At 37.0% G+C, this 12,181-nt stretch carries 11 protein-coding genes; 4 read left to right on the top strand and 7 right to left on the bottom strand.

The window, feature by feature from the left end; all coding sequences use genetic code 11:
- The first annotated feature begins 78 nt into the window (after positions 1-78).
- Positions 79-420: a metal-sulfur cluster assembly factor gene (locus A5819_RS16835; RefSeq protein ID WP_086281890.1), complete on the top strand. Its 342-nt coding sequence runs from the start codon at positions 79-81 to the stop codon at positions 418-420.
- Between the two features lie 83 nt (positions 421-503).
- On the opposite strand, the gene A5819_RS16830 is transcribed toward A5819_RS16835, so the two are convergent.
- The 7 genes from A5819_RS16830 to ppdK all read right to left on the bottom strand — a co-directional run bounded on the left by A5819_RS16830 (position 504) and on the right by ppdK (position 8,557).
- A complete protein-coding gene (locus tag A5819_RS16830) occupies positions 504-950 on the bottom strand; it encodes a hypothetical protein (RefSeq protein WP_086281891.1) in 447 nt (148 codons plus the stop codon).
- Positions 951-1,373: 423 nt separating this feature from the next.
- On the bottom strand, positions 1,374-1,721 hold the full coding sequence (locus A5819_RS16825; protein ID WP_086281892.1) for an EamA family transporter: 348 nt from the start codon (positions 1,719-1,721) through the stop codon (positions 1,374-1,376).
- Positions 1,718-2,086 carry an EamA family transporter gene (locus A5819_RS16820; RefSeq protein ID WP_086281893.1) on the bottom strand — a complete coding sequence of 123 codons (369 nt, stop codon included), beginning with the start codon at positions 2,084-2,086 and terminating at the stop codon, positions 1,718-1,720. The genes A5819_RS16825 and A5819_RS16820 overlap by 4 nt, the downstream gene beginning before the upstream one ends.
- Before the next feature lie 14 nt (positions 2,087-2,100).
- Entirely contained in the window at positions 2,101-3,069 is a 969-nt protein-coding gene (locus A5819_RS16815) for an alpha/beta hydrolase (protein ID WP_086281894.1), read from the bottom strand.
- 185 nt (positions 3,070-3,254) lie between these two features.
- The gene (gene lysA, locus A5819_RS16810) at positions 3,255-4,556 is read right to left on the bottom strand and encodes a diaminopimelate decarboxylase (protein ID WP_086281895.1); all 1,302 of its coding nucleotides are present in this window, start codon (positions 4,554-4,556) and stop codon (positions 3,255-3,257) included.
- Between the two features lie 111 nt (positions 4,557-4,667).
- On the bottom strand, positions 4,668-5,765 hold the full coding sequence (locus A5819_RS16805; RefSeq protein ID WP_086281896.1) for a serine hydrolase: 1,098 nt from the start codon (positions 5,763-5,765) through the stop codon (positions 4,668-4,670).
- Between the two features lie 182 nt (positions 5,766-5,947).
- Positions 5,948-8,557, bottom strand: coding sequence for a pyruvate, phosphate dikinase (gene ppdK / locus A5819_RS16800; protein ID WP_086281897.1), 2,610 nt, complete (start codon positions 8,555-8,557; stop codon positions 5,948-5,950).
- A 175-nt stretch (positions 8,558-8,732) separates the two neighbouring features.
- On the opposite strand from ppdK, the gene A5819_RS16795 reads away from it, so the two are divergent.
- From A5819_RS16795 to A5819_RS16785, 3 genes are read left to right on the top strand one after another with little or no spacing between them, the layout of a single operon-like run.
- Complete coding sequence (locus tag A5819_RS16795; RefSeq protein ID WP_086281898.1) at positions 8,733-9,368, top strand: helix-turn-helix transcriptional regulator; 636 nt, start codon at positions 8,733-8,735, stop codon at positions 9,366-9,368.
- Between the two features lie 41 nt (positions 9,369-9,409).
- Positions 9,410-10,222, top strand: a complete 813-nt coding sequence (locus tag A5819_RS16790; RefSeq protein ID WP_086281899.1) for a pyruvate, water dikinase regulatory protein — start codon at positions 9,410-9,412, stop codon at positions 10,220-10,222.
- 15 nt (positions 10,223-10,237) lie between these two features.
- On the top strand, positions 10,238-12,136 hold the full coding sequence (locus A5819_RS16785) for a fructose-1,6-bisphosphatase (protein ID WP_086281900.1): 1,899 nt from the start codon (positions 10,238-10,240) through the stop codon (positions 12,134-12,136).
- Positions 12,137-12,181: the final 45 nt, after the last annotated feature.

Raw genomic sequence — 12,181 nt, 5'->3', positions numbered from 1 at the left:
TTGAAAAAGATTCTCATTTACAAAGCATTTAAAAAAAGGTATTATATGGGAAGAACGAACTATAAAGGAGTAGATACAATGACTGAAACAAATCAAGAATGGTCTGCTGAAGAGATTGAAGATATCAAAGAAGAGATTCTAACTGCTCTGGAGACAGTAATTGACCCTGAGCTTGGAATCGATATTGTGAATTTAGGATTGATTTATGAAGTAGACTTCGCGCAAAATGGTGATACGGTTATCAAAATGACACTAACAACTATGGGTTGCCCACTAGCTGACATTTTAACGGATCAAATCCATGAAGCGCTGAAAGAAATCCCAGAAGTAAAAAATCCAGAAGTAAAACTGGTCTGGTATCCAGCTTGGACAACGGATAAAATGTCTCGTTACGCTCGGATTGCTTTGGGTATTCGCTAGTTTTTTATTTACTATTTTGATTACGAACAGTTAGAAAGCTTTCAGGTTGCTATCATTGTGATAGTAATCTGAAAGCTTTTATGCTAATTATCCCCCTTCTCATCTGCTTTTGTAGTTGCTACTTGCCACGCTCCTTCTGAAATAACTGATACGATATAGTTATCAGCATCCTTAGGAATTTGAACAACCACCTTCCCTGTGTAACTGCCAGTTCTATCAACCAATATTGCTATGATTTCTCCATCACTATCCAATAATTTAACGGTGAATTTTGCCGTTCCATTATAAGTTAGCGTAATGACTACAGGTCCTTTTTTAAAAGCTAAATTAGTAATTACATCGTCGCCATTACCCGTTCTTGCCAAAGAAGTCCCGATAGTTTGAGTATCACCGCTACTTTCGCAGCTATAATTGCTACCTTGATTCACTCCGTAATTATCATCTCGAGCACTTTGAGGACTTTTATTTTCAATCTTGCAACCTGATAATAGAAATAAGAGCAAAACCGGTAGCACCAACATTTTTTTCATCTTTTCCCTCCCTACATTCGCACAATCACGCATCCTGACAATAGCACCACCATCACAACAAAAAATAGTGCCACCCTAAGTTTTTTACTCATTATTTCCCCTCCTTTATCTTCACTATTTTTTTAAGTATATAAGATTCTAGCTAAGACAAACCTTCAATATTCTCCCAACTTTATTACTAAAAAAAGCTTTACTGCAATTGCTCTTCAAAGAACAATCACAGTAAAGCTTTCCATATATCTTTTTATTTTTTGGCTGCTTTCAAAACTGCATTTAACATAATGATTCCTGTCACGATCGTTGTTACCGCCTGTAGTAATTTGATTTTATCGATTCCTTTGCTTTTAGTAGACATAGTAACACCTCCTGTTGTTTATAGTTTCATCTTACAACTAGATGGTTTAGCTTACCACCAAATAGCTCTTACTGACTAATAATAAACACACCAACGATGATCAAAATAACGGCTAGTACTTTGCGAAAAGTCAGCTTTTCCTTAAAAATAAAATAACTGATAATAACTGTCCAAACATAAGTCAAAGATGTCATAGGAAAGGCAATCGAATAGTCCAAAAATTTTAATAATGCTATATTCGTTACAGCACTTAAAATATATAAAAAGGAGCCTAAGTAAATCCAACCATTCGTCACGACTCGTTTTAAGGTTAGTTGAGGTAGATCATTCATTCCTTTTTTCAAAGCCAATGCTCCTGCACTGCCCGAAAAAGTCGTAATAATCAGGATCGTTAAGATTGCAGCATAATTGATCATACGCTTTCCTCATTTCCTTCAATCCCCAAAAGAATCGAACCTGCAATAATGAAGCCTGTTCCTATTAACTTATACCAAGTAATACTTTCATCTAAAAACAATGCCCCCAAAACAATCGATAATGCAAAACCCAAACTCATCATTGGTTGTAAAATCGACACTTCCCCATAACGAAAAGCTGCCATCATGAAAAACATCCCAGCTCCTGCCGCTATAAATCCAATAAGATAAAGTAAAATAGCATAACTGCCTGTGCCATCTGCCCCAAATTTCCAAGCTAGCTGACCTAAACTACTGAGTGCTGCAGCAATTAAAATCAATAAAATTCCCAAGCTTAATTTCTGTTGTTTATTTTTTGCGTCCATACAATTTCCCCTTCCTAACAATAGCGATGAATGAATTCAAAAACAGTCTCAAAATAATGTTCTGGTTCATAAATAAATGAAGACAAATGCGGGGCTTTTTCAACAATCAAACTTTCTTTAACACCATTCGTCGCTTCCATATTTTCGTATAGCATTTGGTGCGGCACAAATTTGTCCCCTGTCCCATGGATGAATAAAGTTGGCAACTCATTTTTTTCTAATTGACGAACTGAAGACGCATCTTTCAACGAATAGCCCACTTTCTTTTTAGCTAAAGCATTCGCAATCGTCAAAATCGGAAAGGCTGGCAACTTAAATGCTGAACGCAGCATAGCCCCAAATTCATTGTAAACAGAGGAATAACCGCAATCTACAACAAATCCTTTAATGTTTTCCGGTAAGTTTTCTCCACTTGTCATCATCACCGTCGCCGCGCCCATTGAACCGCCAAACAAAATAATTTCTGCTGCGGGTTCAATCACGAGGACTTCTTGGATCCATTTTAATAAATCCAAACGATCCAGCCAGCCCATTCCAATCACATTTCCAGTACTTTTTCCATGCGCCTTCAAATCAGGCACGAGGATATTGTATCCTTGTTCAGAAAATTTTGAAGCGACAAATGCCATATCACGCTTGCCAAACGAGCGATAGCCATGAACACAAATTACCCATTTTTTACTTTCAGGATGCGGGATGATCAAACGACTATATAATTTTTCTCCTCCTGTTTTAAGCCAATGATCTTGCGCAAATGCTAATTGCCAAAACGCATCACCTTGTTGAATTTGTTGCTCCTCGATCAGATCATACTGTGACTTCCCTTTATTAAAATTATCTGGATTCATCATTTTATGACCTGTCTCGTCATACCATTTATTGTTTCTAAAAAGTGCGACATTCAAGAAAAAATTAGCCGCATAGACCGAAATTACAATAACCAAAATCACTATAATAACCAAAACGAACAGAACCCACTTCAATCACGACACCTCAATTCTAACAAATTTTTTATCTACTCTCATTATACTCTTATTTCAGAAAAAAAGTACGAATGCACTCAAATACAAAAAAGACTGGGTCATAACCCTGCGAGTTACAACCCAGCCGCCTGCAATCTTAATAAATGGTAGAAACAAAAGTAACCTCTTCCGCCCCAACCATTTTTCTATTCACAATCCAGAGAAATTAAATCTTCATATGTTTCGCGGCGAATAACCAACTTGTCCTGTCCATTTTCAACAAAAATAACAGCTGGCTTTAAATTACGGTTATAATTGTTTGCCATTGAATAACCATAGGCACCTGTGCTAGTCATAGCAAATAAATCTTCGGCTGCCATCGGCGGTAATTCGATTTCTTTGATCAAGATATCACCGGACTCACAATATTTCCCAACCACTCTTACCGTTTCTGGTGTTTCCGTACTAATTCGATTGGCTAAAAAACCATCATAAAGCGCATCGTATAAAGCAGGACGAATATTATCTCCCATTCCGCCATCAACTGACACATAATGACGTACATCAGGAATCACTTTTTGCGAACCAACTGTGTAAACCGTTGTACCTGCTTCGGCAATAATACTACGGCCTGGTTCAATCCAGATTTCTGGAAATGAGTAATTCAATAATTCACATTGCCCTTTTACTGCATTCACAATCGCTTTGACAAACGCTTCTGGTTCTAATGGCTCATCTGCTTCAGTATATTGCACACCAAAACCGCCACCCATATTTAAAATCTCTACAGTATAATCAAATTTTTGCTTCCATTGATTTAAAATTAGCATCATTTTTTCTACAGCAGCTAAAAAACCTTCAGCTGAAAAAATCTGTGAACCAATATGACAGTGGGCACCTTTTAAAATCAAATGCTCATCCGCTAAGATTTTTACTAACGCCTCTGTCGCTTGACCACTGTTGACATCGAACCCAAATTTTGAATCTACTTGCCCGGTTAAAATGTACTCATGGGTTTCTGCATCAACACCTGGTGTGATTCGGAACATCACATTTTGCTGCTTCCCAGTTTCTTTCAAAATGGTACTCAATAAGTCGATTTCGTAAAAATTATCAATAATGATCGTTCCTACACCTTGCTCTACAGCGTATAACAATTCTTCTTTCGTCTTATTATTACCATGAAATTCGATATTTTCAGGGGACATACCGCCTTTGATCGCTGTATAGATTTCTCCAGCAGAAACAACATCACAGCCAAGTTCTTCCTCTTCTAAAAGCTGATACATAGCTAAACAACAAAATGCCTTGCTTGCATAGATAACCTTATTTCTTACTCCTAAAGAGTTGAATGTTTGTTTAAATCCTCGAGCACGCTCTCGGATATGCGCAACGTCATAAACAAATAAAGGGGTTCCGTATTTCTCGGTTAGACCTACAACGTCACAGCCTCCGATCGTTAAATGATCTTGTTCATTAAATGTTGCTGTTCCAAATAATAGTGGCATCTCTTCACCTTCTTCGATTGATTTATTAAAAATAATAGCACAAAAATGAAAAACTTCCTATCTATTTTTCATGATTTTCACAATATTTTACAGTAACTGTGACAAGCTTGTTTAGCTAAAGTCCAATAGTTTCTGGTATATTGTTTCACTTAATTCGTTCATCCCATCATATGCTGGTTGATTTGCAAAAAGAATTGCCAGATTTTGATTTTTTTGATCGCCATAGATCACGGTATCATACCCGCCTAAATTCCCTTCAGAGTATTTTAAATCATCAAAATAAAATAGCCCAGCTTGGTATCCTTTTTGCTCAACACTTGCAAGTTGCGCGTATTCCTTTTGCTCAAAAAGTTGACCATTAGCCAAACTTTGAATAAACACCCAGAAATCTTCCGTTGACATATATAAATTCCCAGCTCCTAACAAACTTGAAAAAAGTTTCTCACTTGCTGGAAATGGATCAGCCTGATAGTCCTGTCCCATATAAAAATAGGGCTTTGGTAGTGGTTCATCTTTGGGGACTTGGTCCCAAAAATAAGTGTGTCTCAATGCTAATTTATTGATCACTTTTTTTTGGACAACCTCTTCATAGGTTTGTCCAGTAAGTTTAGAAATAATCCCTGCCAATAAAGTGTAATTTCCATTTGTATACAAAAATTCCTTATTCGATGTTGTAGATAAGGTATTCAACGCATTTCTCAATTGGCGATCTTGATCTGTCAAAAGTTGTTCTGGCTCTTTTTCTTCCATCAAAATGCCAGAGTTATGATTAAGTAACTGTTGGATCGTGATTGTCTCGCTAAGATCAATTTCAGGATAGAAATGATCTAATGTGGTCTCCAATGTAAGTTGGTCCTCTCTCACTAATTCTAGAATAAGTGAACCCGTAATAATCTTTTGCAAAGAAGCAATTGGATAAAGGCTATCATTTTTATTGGGAACTTTAGTTTGTGCATCAGCATATCCGTAACTTTGTTGATAAAAAATCTGTCCTTGATGGATAATCAACGCTGTTCCTTGAAAATGAGCGTCTTCAATCAATTGATTAATCGTCTCTTTGCATTTTGATTCTGAACTAGTAGACGCTTGCTTTTTTGACGAATGTTCTACAAAAAAAACATTTTCCTGTTTAATAAACCAATGACCAATCAACATTAAACATAAAACAAGCAGCCCAAATGAAACGAGCCATTTCCAGCGCAAATTCATCTACTTCACTTCTTTCCCAAATAACTTCTACTAAATTATACCATTTGCCGGAAAAAAAGCAGACTAATAAAACAAAAAGGCACTTAGAATCCTAAAAACGGTTGGAACAGAAGCAACTCCTTCTTACTTCTCGGAGTCAAACGCTTCTATCCCAACCTCTTATTATCGTCTAATGTTTGATTTTATTTTTCTTGCGCAATCGTTAAAATCGCTGCCGGAACTCGATAAGGAGAGCATGAAATATAATCCACACCAATTTTTTTCAGAAAACGAATCGATTGAGGATCGCCGCCAACTTCACCGCACACGCCGATTTTAATCGTCGGATCAAAATGCTTGATTTTATCTACCGCGATCTTCATCAAAGCCCCAACTCCTTCTTCATCGATATGCTGAAATGGATCTTCTTTTAACAATTGTTTCTGTTGATAAGCACCGATAAATTTGCCCGAGTCATCACGTGAAAAACCATAAGTCAACTGAGTTAAATCATTCGTACCAAAACTGAAAAAGTCAGCAACTTCAGCGATTTTTTCAGCAGTTAAACAAGCTCTAGGAATCTCTAGCATTGTCCCGATTTTATATGAAATCACTTGATTTTTTTCTAAAAAAATAGTTTGAATCGTTTGATCTAAACGCTCTCGTAACCAGCGCATTTCCTCTTGACTACCAATGAGAGGAATCATGATTTCTGGTATGATCGTGAGACTTTTTTCTTTTTGAGCAACCTCTAATGCACTTTCTATAATGGCGGCTACTTGCATTTCGTAAATCTGAGGGGTCGTAACAGCTAAACGACAGCCTCGATGTCCTAGCATTGGATTTTGTTCATGAAGCTCGTCTATGCGGTGCTTTATTTCCCCTACAGTTCGTTGCGTCGCATTCGCTAAATGGGTTATTTCAGCTTCTGTTTGCGGTAAAAACTCATGCAGAGGCGGATCCAGTAAACGAATCGTACAAGCTTTTCCATTCAATAACGTAAACATTGTTCTAAAATCTTCTTTTTGGAATTCTTTTAGCTGATTCAAAGGCGCCATTAAAGCACCCTCACTTTTAGCAAGAATCATTTTACGCATTTCAAAGATTCGCTCTTCACCGAAAAACATATGTTCTGTCCGTGCCAAACCAATTCCTTCTGCCCCTAATTTCAAAGCAGTTTTGATGTCAGCAGGTGTTTCAGCATTGGCTTTGACGCCAATAGTCGCTTCTTCTTTGGCCCAGTTTGTGATTGTTTCTAGCAGTTGCCACTCATCGCCTTCAACATAAGGGATATCACCTCTGTAAATCGTTCCTGTTGTCCCATCTACAGAAATAACGTCTCCTTGATGTAAGGTAACACCTCCTGCTGTGGCCTGTTCTAAAAATTCATCTACATAAATCTCTTCACAACCTGCAACACAACACACACCCATTCCGCGAGCCACTACCGCCGCATGAGAGGTCATACCGCCTCTAGAGGTCACGATTGCCTCACTGACCACCATCCCCTCAATATCTTCTGGCGATGTTTCTTGTCGAATCAAAATAACTTTTTCTCCCTGTTCACTTGCTTGTTTTGCACATTCTGCCGTGAAGTAGATGTTTCCACTCGCAGCCCCTGGACTTGCTGGTAATCCTGTGGCAAAAACTTCCGCATTCTTTAATTGATCAGGTTCAAATACAGGATGGAGTAATTGAGTGACCATCGTTGGATTAATGCGTTGAATTGCCTCCTCTTTAGAAATAATCCCCTCTTCAACTAACTGAATACACACTTTGAAAGCTGATTTAGCGGTTCTCTTTCCATTTCTAGTTTGTAAAAGATACAGCTGACGATTTTCAATCGTAAATTCAATATCTTGCATATCTTTGTAATGACGCTCTAATAAATGACTCAACGTTAAAAATTCCTGATAGACTTCTGGCATCAATGATTCTAGTTTACTGATGGGTTGCGGTGTTCGGATACCTGCTACAACGTCTTCTCCTTGAGCATTTAATAAAAATTCTCCAAAAATCCCCTTTTCACCTGTCGCCGGATTTCTAGTGAACGCTACCCCTGTTCCACTATCCAAGCCAAAATTACCAAAAACCATTTCTTGAATATTAACTGCGGTTCCTAAAGAATCACTGATATCGTGCAAACGGCGGTAAGTGATTGCTCGACGATTATTCCACGAACGAAAGACTGCCTCGACCGCTAATTGTAACTGCTCATAGGGATCTTGAGGAAAAGCTTGATGCGTTACTTCAAGAAAAATGTTTTTATAAACCGCTACCAATTCCTGCCAATCTTCAGCTTTCACCTCTATATCTGATTGGTAACCTTTCTTTGATTTATAAAAATTCAACTGCTCTTCAAATCGATTTTTGTCAATACCGCAAACCACATCCCCAAACATTTGTAAAAGCCGTCTATAACAATCATAAGCAAAACGAGCATCCCCAGTTTTTTGTGTCAAGCCAAGAACGGTTTCGTCATTCAAGCCCAGATTTAAGATCGTATCCATCATACCCGGCATTGAAAATTTTGAACCACTTCGAACTGAAACCAATAATGGATCAACAGCATCACCTAAGCGCTTCTTCGTTCTTTTTTCCATACTCTCAATGTGTTGTCGAATTTCTAAATTTAGTTCATCTGACATCTGTTCTTTCTGTTTTAAGTAATCCAAACAGGCCTCTGTTGTGATTGTAAAACCTGTTGGTACTGGCAGCTTCAGCTTTGTCATCTCCGCTAAATTGCTCCCTTTACCACCTAATAAATCACTTTGTTCTTTACTTCCTTCAGAAAAATCAATCACATAGTTCACGAGCAAACTCTCCTTCTTGTTTTTAAATAGTGTATCACATTAACTTAATTACGATTATATTGTGTATCACATTATATGTCAACAAGAATTAGTGTAACTTTTTTTTAGTATTGCTTTATTTTTATAAGAAATATATAATAAATAGTGTGTCACATTTAGAAAGTAGGTCGATAAAATGAAACTTACCTCAAGACAATTAGAGATCATCAAAATCGTCAAGGAAAATGAACCAATCAGCGGTGATAGTATCGCTAAAACATTAGGGTTAAGTCGGGCAACCTTGCGCAGCGATTTAGCTATTTTGACGATGACTGGTTTGCTTGATGCAAGACCAAAAGTCGGCTATTTTTATACAGGCCAAACCATTGAACCATTGCTCTACGAAAAACTGTATAAAAAAACAGTCGAAGATATCATGCTCCCACCTATTCTGATTCATCAAAGTACAACGGTTTATGATGCCGTTACTAATTTATTTATGTATGATGTCGGTTCACTCTATGTAAAAGATGATAATGATGAATTAAATGGTGTCTTATCACGAAAAGACTTATTACGAGCAGCAATCAGTAACCCAAATACAGAAAAAACGCCTGTTGCTATGATCATGAGTCGGATGCCCAACATCATCACGATTACGCGCGACCGCACCATTTTAGAGGCAGGTGGATTATTGATGCAGCATAGTATTGACACAATACCTGTCGTTGAGAACGATCAGCCGAAAAAAGTGATTGGGAAAGTAACGAAGACTAGGATCATGTCTTATTTTATAAATGCCGGTAATGATATTGAAAAAGAGAATTATTGATCTTCAAAAAAATAAACCTTTAAAAATTAGGAGAGTGTATCATGCAAAAAGACAAAATCAAAATTTATTTAGTATCAGATTCAGTCGGTGAAACCGCTCAAAAAATCATTTCAGCCGTCTCAGCTCAATACCCAAGTATTGATATGAGTGATATCCAGCGCTTCCCATTTATTACAGACGAAGAATTACTGCAACCAATTTTGAGAGATGCTTTACATGATAAAGCTGTTGTTGTTACAACGTTAGTGAATAAGAAACTAGTAAACTTAGTGAAAGACTTTGCCAATAGAACTGGCTTACAATATGTCGACTACATGAGCCCCTTAAGTGAAATCGTTGAAGGAACGTTTGGTGTTCAACCATTACAAGAACCAGGTGCCATCCACAAGTTAAATGAACAATATTTCAGTCGTGTTTCTGCAATTGAATTTGCTGTAAGATACGATGACGGAAAAGATTCGAAAGGCTTTTTAGAAGCTGATTATGTGTTATTAGGCGTTTCCCGTACTTCAAAGACCCCTTTAAGTATGTATATGGCTAATCGCAATCATAAAGTCGCCAACTTACCGTTGATTCCTGAGGTTTCTTTACCTGCCGAATTAGATCAAATCGACCCGAAAAAAATTATTGGTTTGACCACTAGTATTGACAGTTTGATGGACATTCGTAAATCACGACTGCATTCATTAGGTTTAAAAGAAGATTCTGCATATACAAATGCCGATCGCATTCAAGAAGAATTAGATTATGCCAATAGTGTTTTTGAAAAATACAATGCACTAGTAATCAACGTTGATAAAAAATCCATTGAAGAAACAACAACTATTATTGAAGATTTAGCCCAAAACCAATAGTCAGGAGTCCTTTAGATGAGTAACAGACAATCGAATGAGTTGATTGCCGAAATAATTAATTTAGAAGCGATTTTAAATTTACCAAAAGGAACTGAACATTTTATCAGTGATCTTCACGGTGAGTTTGATGCGTTCAATCATATTTTACGAAATGGTTCAGGAAGTATCCGTGATAAAGTTCATACTCTTTTTAACCAAGAACTTTCTGCTGAACAAATGGATGAACTATGCTTTTTGATTTATTACCCTGAAGAAAAAATTCACTCTTTAAAACGACAGCAAGAATTAACGCAACAGTGGTGGTATGAAACAATCGAACATTTATTGGTGATTGTGCGCTTTTCATCAAGCAAATATACTCGCTCTAAAGTTCGTAAAGCCTTACCTAAAACATATGCCTATATATTAGAGGAATTGATTTATCAATATGATGAAACAACCAATAAAAAAGCCTATTATCGGCAAATCATCAAAAAAATTATCGAACTGAACGAAGCGGAACGGTTTATCGCTGATTTAGCCTATTTAACGCAACGTTTTGTGATCGATCATCTTCATGTAATTGGTGATATTTATGATCGTGGACCTCATCCTGATAAAATCATGGATTCTTTGATGACGTATCATTCGCTTGACATCCAATGGGGAAATCACGACATTATTTGGTTAGGAGCGGTCAGTGGTTCAAAAGCTTGTTTGGCAAATGTCCTGCGAATTTGCGCTCGTTATGGGAACCTTGATCTCTTGGAAGAAGCCTACGAAATTGATTTGCGTCGCTTAAAATCCTTCAGTCGCAAAACGTATCAAGAAAATATGCATTTTAAGCCAAAGCAAAATCCTTATCGACAACTTACAACGACTGAAAAGATAGATGCAATGAAAATTCAACAAGCGATGGCGATCATTCAAGAAAAACTAGAAGGTCAAATCATAAGCAGACGACCGGAATTTAACATGCAGCCAAGATTATTACTAGAAAAAATTCAAGGGAATCAAATTGTGATTAGTGGTCAATCCTATCAACTGATCAATTCATGCTTTCAGCTGATTGACCCACTCACTCCTTATCGACTAACCGAAGAAGAACAGTTTGTTATAGATGATTTGATGACGCAATTTCAACATTCATCAAAATTAAAGAAACATATGGAGTTCTTATTAGAAAAAGGCTCTCTCTATCTTTCTTATAATCACAATTTATTGATTCATGGTTGTGTTCCTCTTAATGAAGACGGCTCATTTCAGTCTGTGACATTTAACGGCAAAAACTACTCAGGCAAAGAGTTATTCGATTTTTTTGAAATGAACATTAGAAAAGCCTTTGATCAACCCTGGCAAACAGATGATTTTTCAACCGACGTTGTTTGGTATCTTTGGTGTGGCGAAAGTTCCTCTCTTTTTGGTAAAAATGCTATGAAGACATTTGAACGCTACTTTATTGAAGAAAGTAATGCCCACGTAGAAACTAAAAATGCGTATTATAAATTGAGGAACAACGCTGAAATTTGCCAGAAAATTTTAAAATCTTTTGAGCTTGATCAGCTAGATGGCCATATCATCAATGGACATACACCAGTCAAATTGATCAAAGGCGAGTCCCCAATCAAGGCTGATGGCAAAATGATTGTGATCGATGGCGGCTTTTCTCGTGCTTATCAGAAAGTAACAGGTATAGCTGGCTATACTCTTTTGTACAATTCTTTCGGTATGCAACTAGCTGCTCACAAACCATTTTCAGATAAAGAAACAGCCATCAAAAACAATGATGATATTATTTCTACTCGACAAATTGTTGATCGCCAAGTAAAAAGACTACAAGTTAAAGATACAACAATTGGTCTTTCTTTGCTGAAAGAAACTTCACAATTAAAGCAACAGTTAGAGTATTTAGATCATTTTTCCGCTACTAAATAACAAAAAACTAAGATGCCTAAAAATTCAGCGTCTTAGTTTTTTTAT

It is taken from the genome of Enterococcus sp. 7E2_DIV0204, assembly GCF_002140855.1.
In the GTDB taxonomy this organism is placed as follows: Bacteria; Bacillota; Bacilli; order Lactobacillales; family Enterococcaceae; genus Enterococcus_L; species Enterococcus_L lemimoniae.
This window is presented reverse-complemented; position numbering and strand designations above follow the sequence as displayed.

Bases quoted from the DNA above. Each gene is read 5' to 3' on its own strand.
- A5819_RS16835 (WP_086281890.1), top strand. From the start codon at position 79: ATGACTGAAACAAATCAAGAATGGTCTGCTGAAGAGATTGAAGATATC.
- A5819_RS16830 (WP_086281891.1), bottom strand. From the start codon at position 950: ATGAAAAAAATGTTGGTGCTACCGGTTTTGCTCTTATTTCTATTATCA.
- A5819_RS16825 (WP_086281892.1), bottom strand. From the start codon at position 1,721: ATGATCAATTATGCTGCAATCTTAACGATCCTGATTATTACGACTTTT.
- A5819_RS16820 (WP_086281893.1), bottom strand. From the start codon at position 2,086: ATGGACGCAAAAAATAAACAACAGAAATTAAGCTTGGGAATTTTATTG.
- lysA (WP_086281895.1), bottom strand. From the start codon at position 4,556: ATGCCACTATTATTTGGAACAGCAACATTTAATGAACAAGATCATTTA.
- A5819_RS16805 (WP_086281896.1), bottom strand. From the start codon at position 5,765: ATGAATTTGCGCTGGAAATGGCTCGTTTCATTTGGGCTGCTTGTTTTA.
- A5819_RS16795 (WP_086281898.1), top strand. From the start codon at position 8,733: ATGAAACTTACCTCAAGACAATTAGAGATCATCAAAATCGTCAAGGAA.
- A5819_RS16790 (WP_086281899.1), top strand. From the start codon at position 9,410: ATGCAAAAAGACAAAATCAAAATTTATTTAGTATCAGATTCAGTCGGT.
- A5819_RS16785 (WP_086281900.1), top strand. From the start codon at position 10,238: ATGAGTAACAGACAATCGAATGAGTTGATTGCCGAAATAATTAATTTA.